Raw genomic sequence first — 23,789 nt, 5'->3', positions numbered from 1 at the left:
CGCCGACGTCAGGGCGTCAGGGAGCTCTGTCGAGGGCGATGAGCTGCGCGAGGATGGAGACGGCGATCTGCGCGGGCGAACGGGCGCCGATCCGCAGCCCGACCGGACCGTGGATCCGGTCGCATGCCGCCTCGTCGAGCCCCCGTGCGAGGAGCGCCGCTCGACGTTGCTCCTGCGTCCGGCGTCCGCCCAGGAGGCCGATGTAGCCGCAGCGGGAGGCGAGCGCCGTTTCCAGCGCGGGTTCATCCAGCTTCTCGTCGTGCGTGAGGATGACGACACTGGTTCGAGGGTCGAGATCGAGCGCGGCCATCGCCTCGTCCGGCCAGCGCGGATCGAGCGACGCGGCATCCGAGAATCGCTCCGGCCGCAGGAAGGCCTCGCGCGGATCCACGACCACGACCTCGAAGCCGGTTCGGTGCGCCATGGCGCACAGCGCATGCCCGATCGGGGTTGCGCCCACGATGACGAGCCGCGGGGGCGGGGCGAAGGACTCGACGAAGACGAGGCTGTCCGGATCGTCCTGCACGAGTTCGACAACGCGGGCGTCCGATCGGCCGAGCCAATCGTCTACGCGGGAGCGGGCCGCCCGGTCGAGTTCGGCCGATCCGAGCGTTCCCAGCGACCGGTCCGGTTCGAGGAGGAGTTGCCGCGAGTGCGTGGGCGGCGCCGCGCCGGTGAGGAGGACGCCCGGGGCGCCGGCCTCCTGGAGCTGCCAGAGGCGATGCCAGACGGGGTCGCCGGGATCGTAGCGGTCGAGGAGGACGTCGATCTCCCCGCCGCAGGCGAGCCCCACGCCCGCGGCCATCTCGTCGGTGATCCCGTACGTGACCGAGGCCGGCGCGCCGCCGCCCAGCAGCGCGGAGAGCCGTTCGTGCAAGTCGCCCTCCACGCACCCGCTCGAGATCGAGCCGCTCAGCTCCCCGGCGGCCGAGATCGCGAACCGCGCGCCCGGTGGCAGAGGGGCGGAACGGCGCACGGCGATGAGCGTCGCCATGGCGATGGGATCGCCCCGCTCCGCCCAGCGCGCGATGTCCTCGCGCACGGCCCGGAGACTCATGCCGGCCGATCCGGACCCGCGTCGTGCGACACTACGCTAGTCGCCCCGGCGCGCTTCGCGAACCGCCTCCGTGAGCGCGGGCAGCACCTCGAACACGTCCCCGACGAGACCGTAGTCCGCCACCCCGAAGATCGGCGCATCCGCATCGCGGTTGATCGCCACGATGACCTTGGCCGTGCGCATCCCGGCCAGGTGCTGGATCGCCCCGCTGATCCCGACCGCGAAGTACAGGTTGGGCGACACGGTCTTGCCGGTCTGGCCGACCTGCTCGCCGTGCGGCCGCCAGCCCGCATCCACCACCGCCCGGCTCGCGCCGAGCGCCGCTTCGTCGCCCAGCGCTTCCACCAGCGCCTCGAGCAGCGGCCAGTGCTCCGGCCCCTGCATCCCGCGGCCGCCCGAGACGATCGTCGTTGCCTCGCTCACGTCGAGGCGGTCGCGATCCCCCAGCTCCAGTGCGGCCGTCCGCGCCCGGCCCTCGAGGCCCTCGAGATCCAGCTTCGACATCTCCCCCGCCGCGCCCTCCCCGGCCGGCGCGAAGACGTTGGCCCGGATCGTCATCACGGCCGGACCCGGAGTGAAGCGAAGGGTCGCGATCGCTTTCCCGGCGTACATGGGCCGGCGGACGACGATGGCGCCGTCCTCCCGCCGGCACTCGATGACTTCCGAGGCCACGCTCCGCCCGAGCCGCGCGCCGACGCGGGGCGCGATGTCCCTCCCCTGGGCCGTCGCCGCGAATATCACGGCGTCGTAGTCCCCGGCCTCGACCAGCCGGGCGATGGCCGCGGCGGCGATGTCCGGCTGACACAGCGCGAGCGCCTCCGACTCACCGACCCAGGTGCGGTCGGCACCGAAGCCGCCGAGTTGCGCGGCCGCCGCCTCCGTACCGGGAGGACCGAGCGCGACGACGTGGGTCTCTCCGCCGACATCGGCGGTGATCCGTCGCGCGAGCCCGACCGCCTCCTGCGAGGCCCGGCTCACCGTTCCTTCGCGGATTTCGGCGTACGCCAGCGCCCTGGGCATCAGAGCACCCCCGCTTCGTCGCGCAGCGCCTTCACCAGCTCCGGCACGGCGTCCGCCCCCTCCCCGACGATCCGGCCCGCGGCCGGCGCCGGGGGTTCGTCGAGGCGGAGGAATTCGATGGTCGGCGCATCGAGCGTCACCTCCCGCTCCTCGAGAGGCTTTCGCTTCGCCGCCATGATCCCCTTGAGGCTCGGATACCGCGGCTCGTTCAGCCCTTTCTGCGTCGACACGACAGCGGGCAGCGAAAACTCGACGACCTCGTGACCGCCCTCGACCTCGCGGCGCGCCGTCGCTTTCCGTCCCGCGATATCGAGGCCGACGACGACGGTCGCGCACGGGAGGCCGAGAAACTCGGCCACCATCTGCGGGACCTGCATGTTGTCGTCATCGATCGCCTGCTTCCCGAACAGCACGAGATCGACCTCGCGGCCTCGAACCTCGTCGGCGAGCGCCCGCGCCACGGAGAGCGCGTCGTGCGAACCCTCGCACACGAGCAGGACGCCCTCATCCGCCCCCATCGCGAGCGCCTGGCGGATCGATTCGGCAGTCTCGGGGGGGCCGAGCGCGACGACCGTCACCTTCCCCTCCCCCGCCTCTTCCTTGCGGCGGATCGCATCCTCGAGCGCGAACTCGTCGTACGGGTTCACGACGTACTTGACGCCGGCCGGGTCCAGTCCCGCGCCGTCGGGCGTCACTCTCACCCGCGTGGCCGAGTCCGGCACGCGTTTCATGCAGACTATTGTATTCATCCGTCTTGTTCTTCGAGTGGAGTCAGGCGCTCTGGTAGGTCTCGATCTCGTCGGTAGTCAGTGCGCACACGCGAAACGCGATGAGGTCGATGAGGGAGTCGGTCACGTTCTTCTGGCGGAGGTTCCGCGCCCGCGCGTCCTCCGCGGAGGGTCGCGCCTCGCGCAGGGTCACGAGCCGGGCGGCCAGCCAGTCCAGGAAATCGTGTACGACATCGCGGTGTTCCCGGTCCCTGTCCGGCTCCCCGTTCGGAGCCTTCGGAAGGAACGCGTCGATGAGCGCGAGCAGGCCGGGGAAGATCATCTCCGTGAGTTCCTCGTCCCCGATGAGTTCCTCTTCGGTGATCTCCTCCCAGCTCATCTCGTTCCAGTACAGCTCGCACGCTTCCTCGAAGAGATGGCGCCGCACCTCCGGAGACGCCTTCCTGAGAACGATGTCGCCCGGCGTGAGCCTTCGCCCCACGACTTTTCGCATGCCGCGGATGCGTTCCTGGATGAGCGTTCGGCCGGCCAGAGCGTGGGCTCGATCGGGCGTTTCGGCGGCGGCGGACGGGGCTTGCGTTTCGTTGTTCACGGAGCCGAAGATGCGACGGCCACGGTGAAGGAACAAGCGCCGGGGCGAACGCCGACGGGAGCCGGTGCAACGGCCGGCATCGAGGGCGTGTTACCCAAGCGATGGGGACGTCTTTGGCGAAGGAAACGCGAACGCGTAACGGATCGCCGGGCGATTCGACGGGTCCCGGTTCCGGACCCGTGGAACCGGCGGATCCCGGCGCGGACGAGCCCGGCCTCGTGGAGGCCGTGCAGGCCGGCGACCAGCGGGCGTTTTCCCTGTTCGTGACGAGATACACGGACCCGGCGTACGCGGTGGCGTTGTCGATTCTGCGCCACGAGCAGGACGCGGAAGACGCGGTGCAGGCCGCGTTCATTCGCGCGCTCGAGCGGATCGGACAGTTGCGGCCGGGAAGCCGCTTCGGTCCGTGGTTCTATCGCGTGCTGAGGAGTACGTGCCTGAACCTCCGGCGGCGTGAGCTTCTGCGGACCCATTCGGAACTGACGGACACGGCGGCGTCGCGAGACGATCCGCATCGTGAATTCGAGCGGAGGTATGCCCGGGAGCGGGTGCTCGGCGCGCTCGCGCAGCTTCCGGAACGACAGAGAACGGCAGTCATGATGTACGACCTTGAAGGGTACGACCACGCAGAGATCGCGGAGATCCTCGGGATCGCCGTAGGAACTTCGAGGGCGAACCTTCATCACGGCAGGCACGCGTTGCGCCGCCTTCTCGGCGAAGCGCCCGCGTCCGGCGCCGGAGGAGCAGATGAGGATGAATAGGAGAGACCAGAGTCGGGACGGCGGGCGCGGGCCTGGGTGGGCCGAGTATCTCGAGCCCCTGCGACCCGACGAACTCACGCGGCGCCGATTGCGCCGGAACGTGATGGCCGCGGCGGAAGCGCTGTTCGCACGGCGGCCTCTCTCGTGGCTCGACGTGACGGCAAGCTGGTCCGCGGCGCTCGCGCCGCTGGCCGCCGGACTGCTCGTCGCGGCCGGCGTTCTGTTGTATCGCATCTCCCTGCCGGACGCGCCCGAGTTCGTCGTCGACCCGGATCCGACGCCGGTCGGACTGGTGCGCTCGCTGGCGCCGGATGCCGAAGCCCCGCCCGCGCTGCTCATCGACCTCGCCGAGCCGAGCCGCGACGCGGTGCTGACCGCCGCGCTCATCAATCCGTAACTGAAACGCGACACGAACCGGGTGCGTATGGACACTTCGAGATTCCGGGCGATCCTGCTTCTGACGCTCGTCTTCGCGGCGGGCGCCGCGGTCGGCGTGGCGGCGGACCGCCTCGATCTTTTCGCCGGCGAGGCCGCCGGCGAAGCGGCGGCGGAGACGACGTCTCCCGAAACGCGGGATCGCGACGACGGGTCGCGCGGGCGGCAGACGACGATCGAGCAGTTCGCCGATGAGCTGGGCTTGACGGCCGACCAGCGGGTGCAGATCGAGAGCTTCCTCGATCACTACCGCGATGGGATGCGGACGTTGCGGGGGAGCTACCGGACCTTGATGGACTCGGTCCGGACCCGGATCGAGTCGGTGCTGACGGAGGAGCAGGGTGAGGACTATCGGGAGTTGCTGCGGCAGCGCTACGGGAACGGGCGAGAGCGCGGCGGTGAACGGGGGTCCCAGGGGCGTGACGACCCGCAGCGAAACAACTGACAACCGACAGACGTCAATCAGCCCCTCGCGGGGCAAGGAAAACGATGACCATTCGACATAGATGTGGGTGCGGAGACCGGCCGAGCGCCGGTTTTCGTCGATGGGGGCTCGTCCTGCTGCCGGCGGTCCTGATTGCGGGAGCGTCGCCCAACATGATGGCGGCGCAGGTGCAGGCGAGCGACAACGTTCGCCAGATCACGGTCGACGAAGCGGTCGAGATCGCGCTGCGCCGCAACCCTCAGTTGCTCCAGGCCTACTCGCAGATCGAGATGGCCGAGCATAACCAGTTGAGCGCGATCGGCCAGCTCCTCCCGTCGGTCAACATGAGTTTTGGCTACTCGAACTCATCGACGGGACGTCTCGACGCCCTCAGCCAGGGGATCGTCGCGACGAGCTACTCCACTCAGATCAACGCCGGATACACGCTCTTCAACGGCTGGAGCCGGTTCACCGACCTGAAAGGCGCCCGTCTGGGAATCGTCGAACAGAACGCCCGCTATCGCGAGGCCGAGTTCCAGGTCATCCAGGCGGTGAAACAGGCGTACGCGGCGAACGTCGCGGCGCTCGAACTCGTCGCCGTGGAGGAACGCCGCGTCCAGCGGCAGGCGGACCAGCTCGAATTCGTCCGGCAGCAGCTGGAGCTGGGGCGGGCGACGCGCTCCGACTCCCTGCGTTCGCAGGTCGATCTCAACAACGCGCAGCTCGCGCTTCTCAACGCGGAGAACAACGCGCGCACGCGGACCTTCGAGCTCACCGAGGTCATCGGCTCCGAGACCCTCGTAGGGCCGACCGCCGAGGCGGAACTCGCGATGGCCGCGATCCCCTTCACCCGCGACGAACTGTTCGCAATGGCCGATGTGACGGCTCCCGCGCTGCAGGCGGCCTCGGCGGCCGTCGAGGCGGCGGAGGCGGCGGTGTCGAGCGCGCGCTCCAGCTACTTGCCATCGATCACGGTCGGCGCGGGCTACGGCTGGGCGAACCAGGAGTTCCCTCCGTCCAACCGCTCCTGGTCGTTTTCGCTGCGAGGGAGCTATCCCCTCTTCAACGGGTTCCAGCGCGAGACGCAGGTGTTTCGCGCCCGGGCCTCGGCGGACCAGGCCCGGCAATCCGAACGCGCGGCGCAACTCAATCTCAGTTCGCTGCTCGACGCACGATATGCGACGGCGCAGTCCGCGCTCGCGGGAGTGGACCTCGCCGAGCGGAACGTCGAGCTCAGCGAAGAGAGCCTCCGAGTCGTACAGGAGCGCTACCAGCTCGGCCTGGCCACGATTCTCGAACTCCAGGACGCCCAGATCACGCTCACGCAGGCGGAGGTCGATCTCGTCAGCGGTCGGTTCCAGTACGAGGCGGCGGTCGCGGGGATCGAGGCCCTCCTCGGCCGGAGGCTCGACCAGCAACCCTGACGGCTGGCAGCTCGTGGGCTTTGCTCCGGGCTGCGAGCGCCGCATGGCATATCTCTTCAACGTCGGACTCGCGCGGGGTGTCCTCTCAGCGTGCTATGGCGGCCCGATTTCGGCGCCCCGATAGTCCGTTCAAGGACCCGACACGAGACGAGATTCCGATGTCCATATTCGAACGAAACCGGCGTCGCTTCCTCCCGCGAGGCGGCCCCACCGGCCACACGATGGTCATCACCGCGCTCGGGCTCGCGGCCGCCGGCTGTGCGACCGGCGAGGCCAACGAACCGGAACAGACGCTCCAGACGCTGACGGCCGGGCGCCAGACCATCGTGTCCAGCGTCGAGGCGACGGGGACGGTCGAACCGATCCGCGTGATCGAGGTCAAGTCGCAGGCGGGCGGCGAGGTCCTCGAACTGCCCGTCGAACTCGGGGACAACGTCGAACAGGGGACGCTACTCGTGCGGATCGACCCGCGCGATGTGAACAACGCGTTCGCTCAGGCCCAGGCCGACCTCGACGTCGCGGAGGCGCAGAACGATGTCGCGGGGCGCCAGCTCGAGCGGGTCGAGGCGCTTCACGAGTCCGACATCGTGACCTCGGAGGAACTGGAGAACGCGATCCTCTCGGCGGCGAACGCGCGGGCATCCCTCGTGCGGGCGCAGACGAACCTCGAACTCGCCAGGGACAAGCTGGACGACGTGACGCTCCGTGCCCCGATCACCGGAACCGTCGTGGAGCGGACGGTGGAGCAGGGGCAGGTCGTCACGGGGACGCGCGACCTCACGGGCGGCACCGTGCTGATGCGGATGGCGGATCTCACCGAGGTCCAGGTGCGCATGCTCGTCGACGAGACGGACATCGGCCGGCTCCAGCCGGGACTGCCGGCGGACATCACCGTGGAAGCGTATCCCACCCGGACCTTCAGGGGCTCCGTCCTCAAGATCGAACCGCAGGCGGTCGTCGAGCAGAACGTGACCATGTTCGCCGTGCTCACGCGCATCTCCAATGAGGAGGATCTGCTGCGGCCGGGGATGAACGCGGACGTCGAAGTCGTGATCGGGCGCCAGGAGGACGTGCTGGCAGTGGCGAACAGCGGGATCAAGTCCCAGCAGGAGGCCGTCCAGATCGTCCGGGCTCTCGAGATCGACGCCGATGTCAACGCGCTGCTGCGCGACTTCCAGAGCCAGGATCGGCCAGAGGGCGCGGCGGAAGGCGATGGACCGGCGGAGGGCGAGGAGGAGCCGATGATCGGCGGGGTTCCGATGTCGGAATTCCAGTCGATGTCGCAGGAGGAGCGGATGCGCGTCTTCCAGAACATGTCCGATGACGAGCGACGTCGGGTGATGCAGCAGTTCCGGAACCAGGGAGGGGGCGGCCGGGGCGGCCCGGCGCGGCGGCCCGACGAGCCCCGCCCGGCATTCGTGTTCAGGTACGACGCGAGCGGCCTCCTCGACTTGAAGCCGGTCATGATCGGCCTCAGCGACTTCGATCACACGCAGATCGTCCGCGGGCTCGAGGAAGGCGAGGAGATCGTCGCCGTCCCCACTTCGCTCATCGCGCAGCAGGAGTTCCTGGACCGGATCCGCAGCCGGACGTCCCTGCCGGGCATCGGAGGCAGGTGATGGGGGTTCGATGATCTTCTTCGAGATTCTACGGGTCGCGATGGATGCGATCCGCGCCAACAAGCTGCGCTCGTTCCTGACCATGCTCGGGATCGTGATCGGGGTCGGGGCCGTGATCACCATGGTGGCCCTCGGAGAGGGGGCTCAGCAGCAGGTCGAGAACCAGATCGAGTCGCTCGGCACCAACGTGCTCACGGTTCGGCCCGGGCAGGGGATGTTCCGCGGCGTGCGCGGCGGGTCGAACGCCCGGTTGACGACCGAAGACGTCGAGGCGGTGCAGCGGGGGGCCCCGGCTCTGCTGGGGGTCGCGCCGGAGATGCAGGGACAGTTGCAGGTCCAGTTCGGGCGCAACAACGCGAGCGTCCGGATTCTCGGCACGACGCCGAACTACGTGGAGGTCGAAAATCACACGCTCGAACTCGGCCGCTTCTTCGATGAGTCCGAGAACCGCGGCCGACGGCGCGTGGCCGTGCTCGGGGGCGCGGTCCCGGCGGTACTGAACTCGGAAACCGCGGAACTCGTCGGCCGGACAATCTCGATCCGGAACATCTCCTTCGAAGTCGTGGGAGTGCTGGAGGAAAAGGGCGGATCGGGCTGGTTCAACCAGGATGAGCAGATCTTCGTCCCGCTGGAGACGGCGCAGTTCCGGCTGCTCGGGACGGACCGCGTGAGCCAGTTCAAGGTCGTCGTCGAGAGCGAGGCGGCAATCCCGGTCGCGATGGTGCAGATCGAGGAAGTGCTCCGGCGCGAGCACCGCCTTCCCCTGGGGCGGGAGAACGACTTCTGGATCTCGGACAGCGTGCAGTTCCTCGAAATGGCGCAGGAGACGACGCAGACGTTCACGATGCTGCTCGCCGGGATCGCCGCGGTGAGCCTCCTCGTCGGGGGCATCGGGATCATGAACATCATGCTGGTGTCGGTCACGGAGCGGACGAAGGAGATCGGCGTGCGCAAGGCGCTCGGCGCCACGCGGAGCGCAATCCTGCTCCAGTTCCTGCTCGAAGCCACGACCCTCTGCATGACGGGCGGCATCCTCGGAGTCGCGTTCGCCTACGGCGCGGCGGAAATGCTCTCGCGGTCGGCGGGCTGGACGATGGCCATCGCGCCGCAGGCCATCGGCCTCGCCGTGGTGTTCGCCGCCGCGGTGGGCATGTTCTTCGGCCTCTGGCCCGCCCGGCGCGCGGCCCGGCTCGATCCGATCGTGGCGCTGCGGTACGAATAGCCCCAGGTCGATTGGCGGGACGTCGCGGGCCGACGTATGGTCCGGGCATGAGTGTTCCGCTGACATCCCTTCCGGACTCCGCCCGCGTCTGGATCTACGGGACGGATCGTCCGCTGACTCCCGAGGAGCGCGAGGCGCTGATGGTCGACCTGCGCGCGTTCGTCGATATCTGGACCGCGCATGGGGCGGCACTCCGGGCGGGCGTGGAGTGGGTCGAGGACCGGTTCGCGGTCGTCGCCGTGGACGAAGCGTCGGCGCCCGCGTCCGGGTGCTCGATCGACGCGATGGCCCGGCGGCTCGGCGCGCTCGAGGAACGCCTGGGTTGCTCGCTGCTCGACAGCACGCGCGTGTTCTACCGGAACGAGTCCGGCGCGATCGAGAGTTGCGCGCGGGGGGAGTTCCGGGCGCGGGCGACGACGGGGGCGATCGGCGAGGCGACCCCCGTCTTCGATCCCACCATCGACACGCTGGCGGCACTGCGGGCGGGCGAACTGGAGCGGCCCGTCGCCCGTTCATGGCACCGGCAACTCCTGGGCCGCCCCGGCGGACGGTCCTGACCCGGGGACCGGCGTGACCGGGGCCCCTGGGAGTGGCGCTTCCGGCGCCGCGCGGGGGAAGCTGGCCTTCGCCCTCTCGGGTGGCGGCGCGAGGGCCGCCTACCAGACCGGCGTGCTGAGCTATGTCGGCAGGCGGCTGCCCGAGCTTCGGGTCCCCCTCCTCACCGGTGTCTCGGCGGGCGCGATCAACGTGGGCTTTCTCGCCGCCTACGACGGAAACCTGCGCGGCGCGACACAGGCGCTGAAGCGCCGCTGGCTCTCGCTCACAACCGAGGAAGTGCTGCGCACCAACCCCGCTTCCCTGCTCAAGGTAGGCGTACGACTGGGGGGATCCCTTCTGGGCGGCGGAACCGGGCTGAGCCCCCGTTTCCGGAGCCTCGTCGACACGTCGCCGCTGCGGGAGTTCATCGAACGCGACGTCGACCGCGGAGAGATCGGGACCCGGATCGGGGCGGGGGACCTCGAGGCGGTGGGGCTCACCGCGATGTCGTACCAGACGGGACGCACCGTCCTCTTCGTACAAGGGGACCCACAGTCGGCGCCCAGGCCCGCGAGCTCACACTACCGACTCGTGCGGACGAACATTTCGGTGGACCACATCCTGGCCTCCGCGTCGATCCCGCTCGTGTTCCCGGCCGTCAAACTCGGGCAGCAGTATTACGGAGACGGAAGCTTCCGCACCGCGGCGCCCTTGGCGCCCGCGATTCACATGGGAGCGGACCGCATCTTCACGATCTCGGCCCGTTACCGGCGGTCGGAACTGGAGGCGCGGGCGCCGGACACGACCGGATATCCACCGCCGGCGAGGGTTCTGGGCCTGCTGCTGAACTCGGTCTTTCTCGACACGCTGGACTGGGACGCGGCCGCGCTGCGCCGGATCAACCTCCTCGTCGACCGACTCCCCCGCGAGGTATCCGAGAGCCAGGGTCTGCGCCGCGTCGACCTGCTCATCCTGAGACCCTCCCGGGACATCGGGAAACTGGCCCGCGACTTCGAGATCGAACTTCCTCCCGCGCTGAGGTTTCTCGTGCGAGGCCTGGGGACCCCGGACATCAAGACTGCCGACTTCCTGAGTTATCTCCTGTTCGAGAGCGAGTACATCCGGGCGCTCGTGGAACTGGGAGCCTCCGACGCGGAGGCGAACTGGGGCCGGATCGAGGCGTTCCTCACCTGACTGCGCAACGGACGATCGTCCACTTCGCCGACCTCCACCTCGACTCCCCGTTCGCGTGGTGCGAGGCGACGGGTGACGTCGCTCGGCGGCGGCGCGAGGCGCTGCGCGACACCCTGCTCGCGATCGTGGAACTCGTGCGCTCGACCGACGCGGACGCGCTCTTCTGCGGAGGCGACCTGTACGAGCACGATCGCGTCACGCTCGACACGGCGGACTTCCTGCGGCAGACCTTCGCCTCGCTCGACCCGGTGCCGGTCTACATCGCGCCCGGCAATCACGACTGGTACGGGCCGACGAGCGTCTACGCGACGGGGGGCTGGAGCGGGAACGTCCACATCTTTCGGGATGCGGCGCTGCAGGCGGTCTCCCTCGCGCCCGGCATCACGCTGTGGGGGGCCGCGCACTGCGCTCCCGCCAACACGGACAACTTCCTCGGGGACGGCTTCCGCGTCTCCGGGACGGGGGCGCACGTGGCGCTCTTTCACGGAGCGGAACGGTCGTGGCTCGCGGCACAGGGCGAGGGGAAGGCGCCGCATGCCCCCTTCGAGACCGCCGAAATCCCGGACAGCGGGCTGCATCACGCGTTTCTCGGCCACTATCACCGGCCGGCGGACGGCGCCCATCACACCTATCCGGGCAACCCCGACCCTCTGCAGTTCGGGGAGGAGGGGGAGCGCGGACCCGTCGTGGCGACGATCGACGCGGAGGGCGGGGTCGCGTGCGAGCGCCACGTCGTGGCGGTCACCCCGGTTCATGACCTGCGGCTCGATGTCACGGGCCTCACGAGTCGCCAGCAGATTCGGGACTCGCTGCGCGAGAAGGCGGAGAGCCTCGCGGGACTCGCGCGCCTCACGGTGTGCGGCGACCTGGAGCCGTCGCTCGATCTGCAGGAGGACACGATCCGCGAACAGCTGCTCGAAACGTTCGACGCCGTGCAGATCCGAAAATCCGAACTGCACCTCGCGTACGACCTCGAAGAGATCCGCGGGGAGCCCACGGTGCGCGGACGGTTCGTCGAGGATGTGCTCGGGGCGGAGTTGGCGGACGATGAGAAGCGCCGTGTCCTGCGGATGGGACTCCGGGCGCTCGACGGCCGCGACGACCTCGAGGTGCTGTGATGCGCTTCGAGTCCGTGACGGCCCACCGGTTCGGTCCCTTCCGGGATGAGACGCTGGAACTGGCGCCGGGAATGAACGTCGTCTTCGGCCGCAACGAGGCGGGAAAGTCGTCCTGGCACGCGGCGCTGTACGCCGGGCTCTGCGGCATGCGGCGCGGCAAGGGGGCGATGCGGAAGGAGGAGAAGCGGTTCGCGGCGCGCCACAAGCCGTGGGACGGCGACGAGTGGGAGATCGGAGCCATCGTCGCGCTCGAAGACGGACGGCACGTGGAGTTGCGGCACGATCTCGCGGGAAGGATCGAGAGTTCGGCGGAGGACACGAGCGTCGCGGGACGGGACTACTCGGGCGAGATCCTGTACGACGGGGCGCCGGACGGCTCGCGGTGGCTGGGTCTGAACCGCCGCTCGTTTCTCGCCACCGCCTGTGTGCGTCAGGCGGACATTCTCAAGGTCCGCGACGATCCCGAATCGCTGCAGGAGGACATGCAGCGTGCGGCGGCGACGGCGGGCGTGGACCAGACGGCGGCGGCCGCGCTGCAACGGCTCGAGGAGGTTCTCCGGGAACGCGTCGGATCGACCCGGGCTCCGACGAAGCCGCTCATGACGACCGCACGGCGGGTGGCGGAGGCGCGCGAGGCCCTGGAGACGGCCCGCGAGGCGCACCGCGATTTTCTGGAGCGTCGCGCCGAGGTCGAAACGCTGGAGCAAGCGGCGAGGGAAGCCCGGCGGCGCGTGGAGGCGGTGGAGGCCGCCCTCGCGAAAGTGGAGGCGGAGGCGCTCGCGGAGCGACTGCGCGAGGCGCGGGCGCTGCACGAGGAGTTCCCGGAGGGAGCGCCGCACCCGGTCCCCGAGGGTGGCGGGCTCACGCGGGCGGTCACCGAAGCGCTCACGACATGGCGCAATCTTCCCGCTTCGGTGGATCTGACGGGGCCCTCGGCGGGCGAGATCGGGGAGAGGATCGAGGCGGCAGATGCGGAGCTTGCGGCCGCGCGGGCGGTCGTCGCGGAGGCCGCCGCCACGGAAGCCGAAGCTCGCCTCGCCAGTGCGCGTGAGCTGCAGGCGCTATTTCCGGAGGGCGGCCCCCGGGTTTCCCCGGAGGAGGACGCGCGAACCGGGGAGATCCGTGACGCGCTCCGCGTCTGGGAGTCGCTTTCCGAGGTTGAAGCGCCGGCCAGCCGGAGCTTGGAGGAGCTCGAGGAAGAACTGGCCGAACTCGACGCGAGGCGGCGGGCGCCTGTCGCGGAACGCATGCCCGCGCGAACCGCCGCGTGGCTCGCCTTTTCGGCGGTCGCGGCGGTCGGAGGCCTCGCGCTCGCGCTGCTGGCGCCCGACTCGCGCTCGACGGGACTGATCCTGTTCGTCGTCGGGGCGGGAGGCATCCTGTCACATCGATTCGCGAGAACACGCGCCGACCGTTCGGAGATTTCGCTCGCCCTGGACGTGCGCCACGACAGTCTCCGGCGCGAACTGGAGACCGGACGCTCGGCCCGCGAGCGGTACGAGGCCGAACTTCGGACCCGGTGCGACGCGATCGGCCGCCTTCGTGAATTCGCCGGCCGGGAGGACGCGGCCTCACTGGAACCGGACGCGCTCGCGGAGTCGCTGCGCCGCCGGCTGGAATCCCGGCAGGCCGGAAGAGAGAAGGCCGCGCAACTCGGCTCCCAATGGGACGAGCTTCAGGGGCTGCTGGCCGGCGCATCTTTCGACGCACTTGTCGCCGAGACGGAACGGCTGCGCGACGGGGCCGACGCCCTCACCGCGGACGCGGCCGAAAACCCGCTTGGGGACATGAGGGCCGCAGGCATCACACGGGGCGAATTGGGCGAACTCGAACGGCGGACCGCCGAGCGGCGTCGAAAGTGGAGCGACGAGCGGGCTCGGCGCCTGGCGGCGGAGACGCGGCACGCGCATCGGTCGGAACGCGCCGCCGACGCCGCGATCAAGCTGCGCGAAGCCGGCGCGCGGGTCGGGGTGACCGCCGAAGACCCCGAGGATCTGGCAGCCGCGCTGGAACAATGGCGCGCCGGCCGTGAGCGGGTGCTCGAGGAAGCCGGCGAACGCAGCGAATCATGGGATCGCCTGCAACAACTGCTTGGCGAGCGGACGCTGGAGGATTTCGCGGACGATGTGGAGCACCTGCGTCGCCGGGCCGACCGGCTCGTCGACCGGCTCGGGGCGGACGTCTTCGACGAAGATCGGGCCGGGCGGCCCACCGAGGATACGCTGGAAGACCTGAGGCGGGAGGCGGAGGCGGCGCGCGAGGAGGTGCTGCGCGCAGGCGGCCAGCTCACCGAACGTGAACACCATCTCCCCAGCGTCGCGGACGCGGAGGACGCGCTGGCGGCGGCCGAACGGGAACAGGCGAGGATCGCGCGTCTGAAGGACACGCTGGACTGCACGATCGGATTCCTCGAAGAGGCGCAGGAGCGGGTGCTGCGCGACATCGCGCCCATTCTGACGCAGACGGTGCTCGAGTGGCTGCCCGCGGTGACGGACGGCCGCTACACCGGGTGCCGAATCGACCCGGAAAACCTGCTCGTCCAGGTCAGGACGCCGGGGGGGCGCTGGCGTGCCGCCGAACTGCTCTCCCATGGCACGGCGGAGCAGATCTACCTGCTGCTCAGGTTCGCGCTCTCACGGCATCTCACGCGCGAAGGCGAGACCTGTCCCCTCATCCTCGATGATGTCGTCGGTGCTTCCGACGCGGTGCGGAAACAGGCGGTGCTGCGGACGCTGCGTGCGCTCGCGCGCTCGACCCAAGTCATCCTCTTCACGCACGAGGATGACGTGCGGGACTGGGCAAGGGAGAATCTCACGGGACCCGACGCCCGCCTCATCGAACTCGCCGGGAGGCGGATCGAGAACGCAGGAAACGGTCTGGCTGCCGCTACTTGAAGACCTCGTAGTCCGTAGAGTGGCCCGGGTTCACCTTCGCGGTGGGGTCGATGTGGTGGACCGCGTTGTTCACGGCGATCGCGGCCTCGCCGAAACCGGTCGAGATCAATTCCAGCTTCCCGTCGTAGGTGGCGATGTCCCCCGCCGCATAGACGCCGGGGATGTTCGTGCGCATGCGCGAGTCCACCACGATGCACCTCTTCCGCAACTCGAGCCCCCATTCCGCGATCGGCCCGATGTTCGGCACGAACCCGATCAGGGCGACGATCTCGTCCACTTCGAGGCGCGCCGTCTCCTTCGTCTTCGTGTGTTGGATCGTCGCGGCCTCCACCCGCTCGCCGCCGTGAATCTCCGTAACGGCGTGGAAGGTTCGGAGCCGCAGTTCGCCCCGTTCATGCGCTCCTTCGACCTGGGCGACCGTGCTCTCGTGAGCCCGATAGCGGTCGGACCGGTGGATATGCGTGAGTTCGCCGGCGATGTTCCGCAGCCCCCAGCTCCAGTCGAAGGCGGAGTCGCCCCCGCCGACAAGGAGGACGCGTTTCCCGCGGAACGTCTCAGGGTCCTTCACGTTCGTCGCGAGGCCCCGGTTCAGGAACTCATCCCACCCCGGCACGCGTAGCGTCCGGCTCTTGAAGGCACCCTTCCCCCCCGCAATGACGACGGTGCGCGTGGGCCGCGGCCCTTTGTCCGTGTGAAGATCGAAGCAGCCGTTTCCCGGATTGAGTTCGAGGACGCGCTCCTCGAGGCAGACCTCCGCGTCGAACTGCAGGCCCTGCGTGACGAGTTCCCGCGCCAGATCCTTGGCGAGCACCCGGGGGAAACCGGCGACGTCGAATACATCCTTCTCGGGGTACAGCGCCGTCAGCTGACCCCCGAGTTCGGGAAGCACATCAATGATGCGGGCCGAGACGCCGCGCATGCCGGCGTAGAACGACCCGTACAGGCCGGTCGGACCGCCTCCGATGATGGTGATGTCGACTGTTTCTTTTTCCACACCCAAGCCGTTCAAGCCATCCGGGGATGGTCAGGTCGCGCTTTTCCACTTCCGCCGGAGGCAGTGCGTTCCGTAATCGATGATCGCCCAGGCCGACGTGACGCCGACGAGCAACACGAGTGCGGGAACATACCGAGGGTTGAAAATGAGGGCGAGGAGCGTAAGAAACTGCAGACCGGTGGCGATTTTCCCCGGCCACCGGGGCTTGAAGGGGATGATGATGGAGACAAGCCGGGCGAGGAGATAGCACCCCGCGGTATAGAGGTCCCGGAGGATCAGGATCAGGAACGACACCCCGTCGAGGCCGCCCGCCGCCAGGAAGCCGGAGAGCGCCAGCAGGACAAAGAGCTTGTCACAGAGCGGGTCGAGCAGGAGTCCGACCTGCGAGCGCGTCCCGCTTACCCGGGCGATGAACCCATCGAGGACATCCGTTGCGCCCGCCGTGGCCACGAGCACGGCCATCATTCGGGGGTCCGAGACCACGATGAAGGCGAGGCCGAGCGGTATGCGGCTCAGGGACAGGAGATTCGACAGGGTGAGAAACCCCGGATCGTGTGTCTGTATCTGACTCCTCCGCTTCGACCTGGTCGACGGACCCGCCCCACGCACGGGAAGATGCACGTTCCTGGGGCGGGTCTCCAGTGCCCCGGCGAGCGTCGCCGACGGCTCGCCGAATGCGGCGCGATGCACGAGCGCTACTGTGGAAGCTCGGCGCTGTCGGCTGCCGTATCGCCGCTGTCCGGTCGGGGGTCCAGCATCACCATGTCTTCCACGACCACGTCCACGGTGGGGATCGCGATTCCGTCGCGCTCGAACGATCCGTACTCGAGGTGGCCCTCGACGTAGAGGCGCGAGCCTTTTTGCACGTATTCGCCGACGGTCTCCGCCTGGCGGCGCCAGAATGTGAGCCGGTGCCAATCGGTGCGACGCTGGGTCTCCCCGTTCTTGCGGAACACGCGGTTGGTCGCGAGCGACAGATGGGCGACGGCGGTGCCGGAAGCGGTCTCGCGCACATCGGGGTCGCTGCCGGCGTTTCCGACGAGAATGACCCGGTTCACGGTTCGCGACATGATTTCTCTCCTTTGTGATGCGTGGATGGGCGCCGCTGGGCGCAGCGAGGGACGCAAATCTCCGATCCGAAGCGGAGGCTTCCAACGGCACCTCCTCCACCGCCGCAGGTGGCCGGTCCCGCCTTGACGCCGCAGCGGGAAGAGGGTCTGCTCAGGGATGATCCGGACCGACCTCCCTCCCCACGTTTCGCGCACCCGGGCCCGGCGGGGCCTGATCGTGATTGCCGTCGCCGTCGTCCTTTCCGCGACGATCTCCGTCATCGAACTCATCGTCCGCGCGACGCTCGAGGGCCCGCGAATCACGGCGCTGGCCCATTCGGCGGAGGGGCTCGGGCCGGGCTCAGCGGTCTGGGTAGCCGGGAGGCCGGTGGGGCGGGTGCTGTCGATCTCCTTCCAGCCTCCCGAAGCGAGCGACCGCGATGGGCCGTTCGAGAGCCACGTCGTCATCGGCGCCGTCATCGACCGGGTCGCCGAGCCCATCCTGCGGGCGGATGCCACCGCCGACGTGCGACCGTCGGATCTCGTGGCGCCCGTCGTCCTCTCAGTGAACCCCGGTACGGGCTCCGCTCCCGCCTGGAATTACGCGGACACGCTGCGCGCTTCCGGTCCGCCGATCGAACCGGAGACGGTCATGGAGCTGGCGGATTCGCTGCTGCAAGCGGTGCGCACGCTCGAAGTCGACGCCTCCGAGGCGCGGGACATGCTCGGTTCGGATCAGGGCTCGCTCGCCCGCTTTCGCGAGGATCCGGGCACGCTGGCCGGACTGCAAAGCAGTCTCGAGTTGCTGGAGGAACTGCTTCAGCGAGAGATCCCGCGCTCCTCGCTCGTTCGGCTCGCGACGGACACGCTCGTGAGCGCGGCCGCGCGCCGCGTGCAGGAACGGTTCGCGGCCTGGGAGGCGGCGCCCCAACTCGAGAGCGCCAGCGGCAATGTCGAAACGACGCTCGAAACGCTGGACGCGGTGATGTCGCGACTCTCGGCGATCGCCGAGCGGCTGGAGCGCGGCGAAGGAACCGCTGGCCGGGCTCTGGTGGATGGAGAGATCAGACGTCAACTCGCCGCCTTGCGCTCCGCGGTCGCCGAGTTGGCGGAAGATCTCGGTTACAACCCGTCGCGCTGGCTACGCATCCGCGTCTTCTAGCAGTCCGTGGACTGTCGGTCCGGGCCGGCGGCTCAGATCCTGCGCTTCGGAAGGCCGCCGTGGACGGCGAACTTGAGCAGTTCCGTCTTTCTGCCGCGCTTTCGCCGAATTCCGATGATGACGTGGTCGACGACCTGGTCGCGGTCTTCGATGGAAACCGCCACATCGACGGACCCATCCGCGGCCGTGATCCGCGTCCGCACGGACCGGCCCGGTTCCGCGTCCGCCGTGCGCGCCGGGTTGCGGCACAGCGTGCGGGAGGAGCGGCGTCCGCCGGGCACCGGCCGCGACAGCTTCAACAAACGGAACCAGTCGGGCTGATAGCTTATCCGCCAGAGATTGCCGAGCTGGTCGAGTCCTCTTCCTTCGCGATTGTGTCTGGCCATCCGGCGCTCGAGGTCGCAGTTACGGTTGCGGCGCGGTCGCCTTGACCGTGCCCGGCGGCACCATTATGGTCGGTGGGTCCACCTCGGACCACATCCCCCGGCCGCAAGCAGGACACCTCACGAACCGACCGTGCCGCACGCGGCATGGCTGCAGCCCGGCTCACTCTCTTCCGGAGGAAGGCGATGGACATCGCCGAACTCAAGTCGAAGTCGATCGGCGAACTTCATGACATGGCCGAAGAACTCGACATCCACAACTTCTCGGGCCTTCGAAAACAGGACCTGATCTTTCGGATCGAGCAGAATCTCCTCGATTCCGACATCGTCCTCCGGGGCGAGGGCGTCCTCGAGATTCTGCCGGAGGGCTACGGCTTTCTGCGGAGCCAGGACTGGAACTACCTGTACGGCCCGGACGACATCTACGTCTCCCCGTCGCAGATCAAGCGCTTCGACATGCGGACGGGGGACACCATCCAGGGCCGCGTGCGGCCGCCGAAGGAGGGAGAGCGCTACCTCGCCCTGCTGAAGGTGGAGACGCTGAACGGCGTGGATCCGGACAAGGCGAAGCACCGGATCGCGTTCGACAACCTCCGGCCGCGCTATCCGGAGGAACGGCTCGTCCTCGAGCAGGAAGACGGCGACGTGTCGATGCGGATTCTCGACCTCATCGCGCCGATCGGTAAGGGGCAGCGCAGCCTCATCGTTTCTCCGCCCAAGGCCGGAAAGACGATCCTTCTGCAGAAGATCGCGAACGCGATCGTCGAGAACCAACCGGACGCGAAGGTGATCGTGCTCCTCATCGACGAGCGACCCGAAGAGGTCACGGACATGGAGGAGAATGTTCCGGCCGAGATCATCTCATCCACGTTCGATGAACCGGCGGACCGCCACACGCAGGTCGCGGAGATGGTGATCGAGAAGGCCAAGCGGCTGGTCGAATACCAGCACGATGTCGTGATCCTCCTCGATTCGGTCACGCGCCTCGCGCGCGCCTACAACACGACGGTCCCCCACTCGGGCAAGATCCTGTCCGGCGGCGTGGACGCGAACGCGCTCCACAGGCCCAAGCGCTTCTTTGGCGCGGCGCGAAACATCGAAGAGGGAGGCAGCCTCACGATCATCGCGACGGCCCTGATCGAGACGGGCAGCCGGATGGACGAGGTCATCTTCGAGGAATTCAAGGGCACGGGGAACAGCGAAGTCCTGCTGGACCGCCAGATCTCCGACAAGCGGATCTATCCCGCGATCGACCTCAACCGCTCGAGCACGCGCAAGGAGGAACTCCTCCTGAACGAGGTCGAACTCAACCGGATGTACCTGCTGCGGAACTTCCTCTCCGACATGCCGCCGGCCGAGGCGATTCAGTTCATGATCGAGCGGCTGCAGCGAACGGACACGAACCAGGAGTTCCTCGACTCGATGGCGGGCGGATAGCCGATCCGGCGGCTCACGGGCGTCGGCTCACGGCGTCTCCAGCCAGCGGTCTTCCAGCACCTCCAGCAGCGCCGACTGCGCGGCCTCTCCCACTTTCAGCGTCACGCGGTACGTGCCCGGGGACACGGGCAGCCCGGCCCCGCCCTGACTCTGGAGGCCCGGGTTTGTGCGCAGATCCCAGACCACGCGGTTCAGGCCCGGCTGGCCGGTCCCCTCGAGTTCGCGCACGACTCTCCCCGTGGCGAGTTCCGAGACCTCGATGGACACCTCGGCCGGAGAGCCCAGGTAGTACTGGATCATTGTTCCGGCGGGGGCGCTCTCGCCCGTCCAGTTCTTGTCGCCGGTGACGGAGCGGCTGCGCCGGATATCGTTCTTCCAGAGGACGGCGGGACGCGGGTCGAAGAGGTGTGCATCGCTCGCCAGGACGCTGTCGGTCATCGCCTGGAGGGCCGTGACGTCGTCGAGGACGTAAACGCTGCGGCCGTGTGTCGCGAGCACGAGATCGTTCTCGCGGGGGTGGACGAGCACGTCGTCGATCCGGACCACGGGCAGATCCGGCATGAAATCGTGCCACGTGCCGCCCTCATCGAACGAGACGTGGAAGCCGAACTCCGTGCCGGCGTAGAGGAGACGGGGATTCCGCGGGTCCTGCCGAACCGTGTTCACGTTTCCGAACGAGGGCAGATTCGACGTGATGTCCTCCCACGTCGCGCCGTAGTCGCGCGTCACGTACACGTAGGGGCGCAGGTCGTCGTTCTTGTGCCCGTCGACCGAGACGAACGCGGTCGCCGCGTCGACATGCGAGGCTTCCACGCGGGACACGTAATGCCGCGTCGTACCTCCGGGGAGGTTGCGGCTGACCTCCGTCCAGGTCGCCCCGCCGTCGCGGCTCACCTGGATGTTGCCGTCGTCGGTCCCGGCCCAGAGCAGGCCCGGGACGATGGGGGACTCGGCGATGGACGTCATGCTGCCCCACATCGAGACGCCGTCGTTTCGCGACAGCGTGCACTCCGTTCCACGCTCGAACTGGGAGCAGCGCGGGATGCCGTTGGCCACCCCCATCACGACTTCGACGTCCCGATCCACGTCCTTCGTGAGATCCGGACCCATCGTCCACGTCTCTCCACGGTCGCGCGACGTGAAGAACCGGTTGCCGCCCGCGTGCAGGATGCGCGGGTTGTGGGGGGAGAGGAGGAACGGCGTGTTCCAGTTCCACCGGATCCCGGTGTCGGTCGACGGCACCGGGGCGATGTTGGTGTCCAACGGGTCCTCTTCATCCGGAACCCGGGGCGTGATGGGGCGCGAGACGCCCTCGCGCAGATCCACGCGCCGGAGGCGCCCGTTCTGCGACTCGACGAACACGATCGCCGGGTCCGTCGGGTCCACCTGCGTGTAGAACCCGTCCCCGCCGCCGACCCGGTACCAGTCCTGCGACAGGATCGGCCCCGAGCGCACGGAACTCGGCCCGCACCAGCTTCCGTTGTCCTGAAGACCCGTGCACACGTAGTAGGGGCGTCGCATGTCCACGGAGGCGTGGTAGGGCTGCCCGACGGCCCACGGACGCAGCGATTCCCACGTCTCCCCCTGGTCCCAGCTCACGTCGACCCCCCCATCGTTGCCGATGACGAGGTGGTCGTGGTCGGCCGGATCGATCCAGAACGCGTGCTGGTCGACGTGGCCGTACCCGCTCAGCACCTCCCAGGTGCGGCCGCCGTCGCGCGACTTGGACACCCGCTGATCCACCGTATAGATGAGATCCGGATCCTCCGGGGAGACGCGGATCTGGCTGAAGTACATGGGGCGTCCGTTCTCGTTGCTCCGGAACTCCCATGTGCCGCCCTTGTCCTCCGATCGCCAGACCCCGGACCATTGCGGGTCGGGCGGGAGGGAATCGACTCTCGCAAGCCTGCGCCATTCGTCCTGCTCCTCCTCGGACAGCGGCGACTCGCGGTCCGCGGCCACTTCAATCTGCGCGTAGACGACATCGGGATCGGCGGGCGTCATGGCGAGCGCGATGCGGCCCAGCGTGCCGGCGGGAAGTCCGGCTCCCTCGACGGGCGACCAGCTCTCTCCGCCGTCCCCGGACCGCCAGATTCCGCTTCCCGGCCCGCCGCCGACGAAACAGCACACGGTGCGTCGACGCTGATAGGTGGAGGCGAACAGGACATCGGGATCCGAGGGATCCATGACGAGATCCGTCGCGCCGGTGTCCTCATCCACCGCGAGCACGTGGCGCCAGCTCTCTCCCCCGTCGCTGGACTTGAACACGCCGCGCTCGGCGTTGGGACCGAAGAGATGGCCGACCGCGGCCACCCACACGACGTCCGGATTCGTCGGATGGACGAGGACGCGCGCGATGCTCTGCGTCTCCCGGAGTCCCATGTGCGCGAACGTGGCGCCGCCGTCGGTGCTCTTGTAGACACCGTAACCGAACGACGAACTCTGCCGGTTGTTCGCCTCGCCCGTCCCCACGTAGAGGACATCGGGATCCGAGGGCGCGAGGGCGAGGGCGCCGATGGAGTGCGTCTCATAGCTGTCGAAGATCGACTCGAACGTCGTGCCGTGGTTCGTCGTCTTCCAAAGGCCGCCGGTCGCGAAGCCGACGTAGAAGATCCGCGTGTCCCCGGGGTGGACCGCGAGGTCATCGACGCGGCCGCCCTGCCCCGTCGGGCCGATGGACCGCCACCGGAACCCCTGCAGCAGAGGGTGCCCCGGGGCGTTGATGACGGTCTCCGCGTCTTCATCCGGCGCTCCGTCCTGGGCATGGAGGGGTGCTGTCGGCGCGAGTACCGCCGCAAACAGCGCGAGCGCGATCGTCGAGGGGGTGCATGTGCGCGATGCGTATGGCATGGAATCTTCTCTCGGTACGGACCGGGGTGGCGAACCGGCATTATCCGACAAGCGGTCGGAGTCTGTCAAAGCGGGGGATTCGGCGAGACCGACGGCGACTTGCCCGCGGGACCGCGGAAAAGCATGCTGCGGAGTGCCGCGCGACTGGAGGATCCATGCCGATATACGAGTACCGGTGCCGCGAGTGTTCACACGAGTTCGAACTCCTCGTGCGGGGTTCGATGACGCCCGCGTGCGCTTCGTGCGGGAGTGCCGAGCTGGACCGACTCATCTCCCTCCCACGGGTCCACTCCGATGCCCGCAAGGAACGGTCGCTCGCCGCGGCGAAGAAACGCGACGCGAAGCTCGGGAGCGAACGCACGCGAGCGCAGCGGGAGTACGAACTGAGCCATAACGACTGATCCCTGCGGGCGGGCGCCCCGGGTTCGTTGAACGCGGTGGATCCGTGAGACGGATGGGCGAGGCGGACGGAGAGGATGGGATGACGGAAACCTACGCGCAGGCGCTGGCCGAGCACGGGATCGAGGACGTACAGCCCCTCTACCGACAACTCCTCCTGCGGTTGAAGACGCGAGATGACGAAGCCTACGAGCGTGCCGTCGCACGCTATCGGTCGGACGTGGAAGGCGTGACGGGGGGCGGCGAGGCGCTGGCGGCGTGGCTTTCCTATGGGGCGTGGCTGGCTTCCAGCCTGGAGCCCGGGGGACTCTTCACGATTTCGGAGGAAGGACTCGCGGCGCGCGCGCCGGACCCGTTCCCGGCGGGTGCCATGCTGATCCATCTGCCCGATGCGGCGAACCGCAGGGGCTTCGTGATCGCCATGCCCGCGACCCCGTCCGAAGCGCAGCGCGCCACGGCCGACCTGCTGTGTGAGTAGGGGTCCCGCCGG

23 protein-coding genes are annotated in these 23,789 nt (G+C 68.7%); 14 read left to right on the top strand and 9 right to left on the bottom strand.

Annotation, left to right across the window (positions count from 1 at the left end; genetic code table 11):
• Positions 1–16: 16 nt before the first annotated feature.
• From RN901_RS03765 to RN901_RS03750, 4 genes are read right to left on the bottom strand one after another with little or no spacing between them, the layout of a single operon-like run.
• Positions 17–1,057: an XdhC family protein gene (locus tag RN901_RS03765; protein ID WP_310756092.1), complete on the bottom strand. Its 1,041-nt coding sequence runs from the start codon at positions 1,055–1,057 to the stop codon at positions 17–19.
• 36 nt (positions 1,058–1,093) lie between these two features.
• Positions 1,094–2,077 (bottom strand): electron transfer flavoprotein subunit alpha/FixB family protein, encoded by a 984-nt coding sequence (locus RN901_RS03760; RefSeq protein ID WP_310756090.1) that lies wholly within the window; start codon positions 2,075–2,077, stop codon positions 1,094–1,096.
• Entirely contained in the window at positions 2,077–2,808 is a 732-nt protein-coding gene (locus tag RN901_RS03755; protein WP_310756088.1) for an electron transfer flavoprotein subunit beta/FixA family protein, read from the bottom strand. The genes RN901_RS03760 and RN901_RS03755 overlap by 1 nt, the downstream gene beginning before the upstream one ends.
• A gap of 40 nt (positions 2,809–2,848) precedes the next feature.
• On the bottom strand, positions 2,849–3,298 hold the full coding sequence (locus tag RN901_RS03750) for a hypothetical protein (RefSeq protein WP_310756086.1): 450 nt from the start codon (positions 3,296–3,298) through the stop codon (positions 2,849–2,851).
• Between the two features lie 278 nt (positions 3,299–3,576).
• On the opposite strand from RN901_RS03750, the gene RN901_RS03745 reads away from it, so the two are divergent.
• From RN901_RS03745 to RN901_RS03700, 10 genes are all read left to right on the top strand, one after another.
• Positions 3,577–4,158, top strand: coding sequence for an RNA polymerase sigma factor (locus RN901_RS03745; RefSeq protein WP_310756084.1), 582 nt, complete (start codon positions 3,577–3,579; stop codon positions 4,156–4,158).
• Positions 4,151–4,555, top strand: a complete 405-nt coding sequence (locus RN901_RS03740) for a hypothetical protein (protein ID WP_310756082.1) — start codon at positions 4,151–4,153, stop codon at positions 4,553–4,555. Before RN901_RS03745 ends, RN901_RS03740 begins: the two co-directional genes overlap by 8 nt.
• A gap of 27 nt (positions 4,556–4,582) precedes the next feature.
• On the top strand, positions 4,583–5,038 hold the full coding sequence (locus tag RN901_RS03735) for a hypothetical protein (protein WP_310756080.1): 456 nt from the start codon (positions 4,583–4,585) through the stop codon (positions 5,036–5,038).
• A gap of 44 nt (positions 5,039–5,082) precedes the next feature.
• Positions 5,083–6,441: a TolC family protein gene (locus RN901_RS03730; RefSeq protein ID WP_310756078.1), complete on the top strand. Its 1,359-nt coding sequence runs from the start codon at positions 5,083–5,085 to the stop codon at positions 6,439–6,441.
• A 158-nt stretch (positions 6,442–6,599) separates the two neighbouring features.
• Positions 6,600–8,060: an efflux RND transporter periplasmic adaptor subunit gene (locus tag RN901_RS03725; protein WP_310756076.1), complete on the top strand. Its 1,461-nt coding sequence runs from the start codon at positions 6,600–6,602 to the stop codon at positions 8,058–8,060.
• A gap of 10 nt (positions 8,061–8,070) precedes the next feature.
• Positions 8,071–9,282: an ABC transporter permease gene (locus RN901_RS03720; RefSeq protein ID WP_310756074.1), complete on the top strand. Its 1,212-nt coding sequence runs from the start codon at positions 8,071–8,073 to the stop codon at positions 9,280–9,282.
• Between the two features lie 47 nt (positions 9,283–9,329).
• Complete coding sequence (locus tag RN901_RS03715) at positions 9,330–9,839, top strand: hypothetical protein (RefSeq protein ID WP_310756072.1); 510 nt, start codon at positions 9,330–9,332, stop codon at positions 9,837–9,839.
• Positions 9,840–9,852: 13 nt separating this feature from the next.
• On the top strand, positions 9,853–11,013 hold the full coding sequence (locus RN901_RS03710) for a patatin-like phospholipase family protein (RefSeq protein WP_310756070.1): 1,161 nt from the start codon (positions 9,853–9,855) through the stop codon (positions 11,011–11,013).
• Entirely contained in the window at positions 10,983–12,131 is a 1,149-nt protein-coding gene (locus RN901_RS03705) for a metallophosphoesterase (RefSeq protein WP_310756239.1), read from the top strand. The genes RN901_RS03710 and RN901_RS03705 overlap by 31 nt, the downstream gene beginning before the upstream one ends.
• Positions 12,131–15,025 (top strand): AAA family ATPase, encoded by a 2,895-nt coding sequence (locus RN901_RS03700; protein WP_310756068.1) that lies wholly within the window; start codon positions 12,131–12,133, stop codon positions 15,023–15,025. The genes RN901_RS03705 and RN901_RS03700 overlap by 1 nt, the downstream gene beginning before the upstream one ends.
• Here RN901_RS03700 and RN901_RS03695 read toward each other — a convergent pair.
• From RN901_RS03695 to RN901_RS03685, 3 genes are read right to left on the bottom strand one after another with little or no spacing between them, the layout of a single operon-like run.
• Positions 15,018–16,019 carry an NAD(P)/FAD-dependent oxidoreductase gene (locus tag RN901_RS03695; protein WP_310756066.1) on the bottom strand — a complete coding sequence of 334 codons (1,002 nt, stop codon included), beginning with the start codon at positions 16,017–16,019 and terminating at the stop codon, positions 15,018–15,020. The two genes, RN901_RS03700 and RN901_RS03695, sit on opposite strands and share 8 nt — an antisense overlap.
• A gap of 30 nt (positions 16,020–16,049) precedes the next feature.
• Positions 16,050–16,709 carry a CDP-alcohol phosphatidyltransferase family protein gene (locus tag RN901_RS03690; RefSeq protein ID WP_310756064.1) on the bottom strand — a complete coding sequence of 220 codons (660 nt, stop codon included), beginning with the start codon at positions 16,707–16,709 and terminating at the stop codon, positions 16,050–16,052.
• 5 nt (positions 16,710–16,714) lie between these two features.
• Entirely contained in the window at positions 16,715–17,089 is a 375-nt protein-coding gene (locus RN901_RS03685; protein WP_310756062.1) for a single-stranded DNA-binding protein, read from the bottom strand.
• 157 nt (positions 17,090–17,246) lie between these two features.
• Here RN901_RS03685 and RN901_RS03680 point away from each other — a divergent pair, with 157 nt between their 5' ends.
• A complete protein-coding gene (locus RN901_RS03680) occupies positions 17,247–18,230 on the top strand; it encodes an MlaD family protein (RefSeq protein WP_310756060.1) in 984 nt (327 codons plus the stop codon).
• 32 nt (positions 18,231–18,262) lie between these two features.
• On the opposite strand, the gene RN901_RS03675 is transcribed toward RN901_RS03680, so the two are convergent.
• A complete protein-coding gene (locus RN901_RS03675; RefSeq protein ID WP_310756058.1) occupies positions 18,263–18,616 on the bottom strand; it encodes a hypothetical protein in 354 nt (117 codons plus the stop codon).
• Between the two features lie 183 nt (positions 18,617–18,799).
• Between RN901_RS03675 and rho the strand changes: the two genes are divergently transcribed.
• Complete coding sequence (gene rho, locus RN901_RS03670; protein WP_310756056.1) at positions 18,800–20,050, top strand: transcription termination factor Rho; 1,251 nt, start codon at positions 18,800–18,802, stop codon at positions 20,048–20,050.
• Between the two features lie 27 nt (positions 20,051–20,077).
• Here the strand turns inward: rho and RN901_RS03665 are convergent, their stop codons facing one another.
• Positions 20,078–22,900: a hypothetical protein gene (locus tag RN901_RS03665; RefSeq protein ID WP_310756054.1), complete on the bottom strand. Its 2,823-nt coding sequence runs from the start codon at positions 22,898–22,900 to the stop codon at positions 20,078–20,080.
• 155 nt (positions 22,901–23,055) lie between these two features.
• Between RN901_RS03665 and RN901_RS03660 the strand changes: the two genes are divergently transcribed.
• Entirely contained in the window at positions 23,056–23,301 is a 246-nt protein-coding gene (locus RN901_RS03660) for a zinc ribbon domain-containing protein (protein ID WP_310756052.1), read from the top strand.
• Between the two features lie 44 nt (positions 23,302–23,345).
• The gene (locus tag RN901_RS03655) at positions 23,346–23,777 is read left to right on the top strand and encodes a hypothetical protein (protein ID WP_310756050.1); all 432 of its coding nucleotides are present in this window, start codon (positions 23,346–23,348) and stop codon (positions 23,775–23,777) included.
• Positions 23,778–23,789 lie beyond the last annotated feature (12 nt).

The organism is Candidatus Palauibacter soopunensis (assembly GCF_947581735.1).
Classification (GTDB): Bacteria; Gemmatimonadota; Gemmatimonadetes; order Palauibacterales; family Palauibacteraceae; genus Palauibacter; species Palauibacter soopunensis.
This window is presented reverse-complemented; position numbering and strand designations above follow the sequence as displayed.